Raw genomic sequence first — 279 nt, forward strand, 5'->3', positions numbered from 1 at the left:
GTTTCTCGGCGCCGTGAAACTGATGGTGGAGCGATACAGGTGAGCGATGGGCTCGGTTACCGTCCCTGCGTGGGCGAGATGTTGGTCAACAGCGACGGCAAGGTCTTCGTCGGCCGCCGGATCGACAACAAGGAAGGCGACTGGTGGCAGATGCCGCAGGGCGGCGCCGATGACGGCGAGGACCTGCGCGAGGCCGCGCTGCGCGAACTGCACGAGGAAACCGGCGTGCGGAGCGAGCATGTCACCATCCTCAAGGCGCTGGACGAACCGATCCGTTAC

The 279-nt window shown here is 65.2% G+C and carries 1 protein-coding gene; it reads left to right on the forward strand.

Features of this window, described 5'->3' with window-relative positions; genetic code table 11:
* Window positions 1–39: 39 nt before the first annotated feature.
* Window positions 40–279, forward strand: a 240-nt coding sequence (locus AC2Q9J_RS17865; protein ID WP_499042013.1) for an NUDIX domain-containing protein, incomplete at its 3' end; no start/stop codon positions are given.

The sequence above is a fragment of the Planococcus sp. RAB007_Raresut genome, from assembly GCF_057369535.1.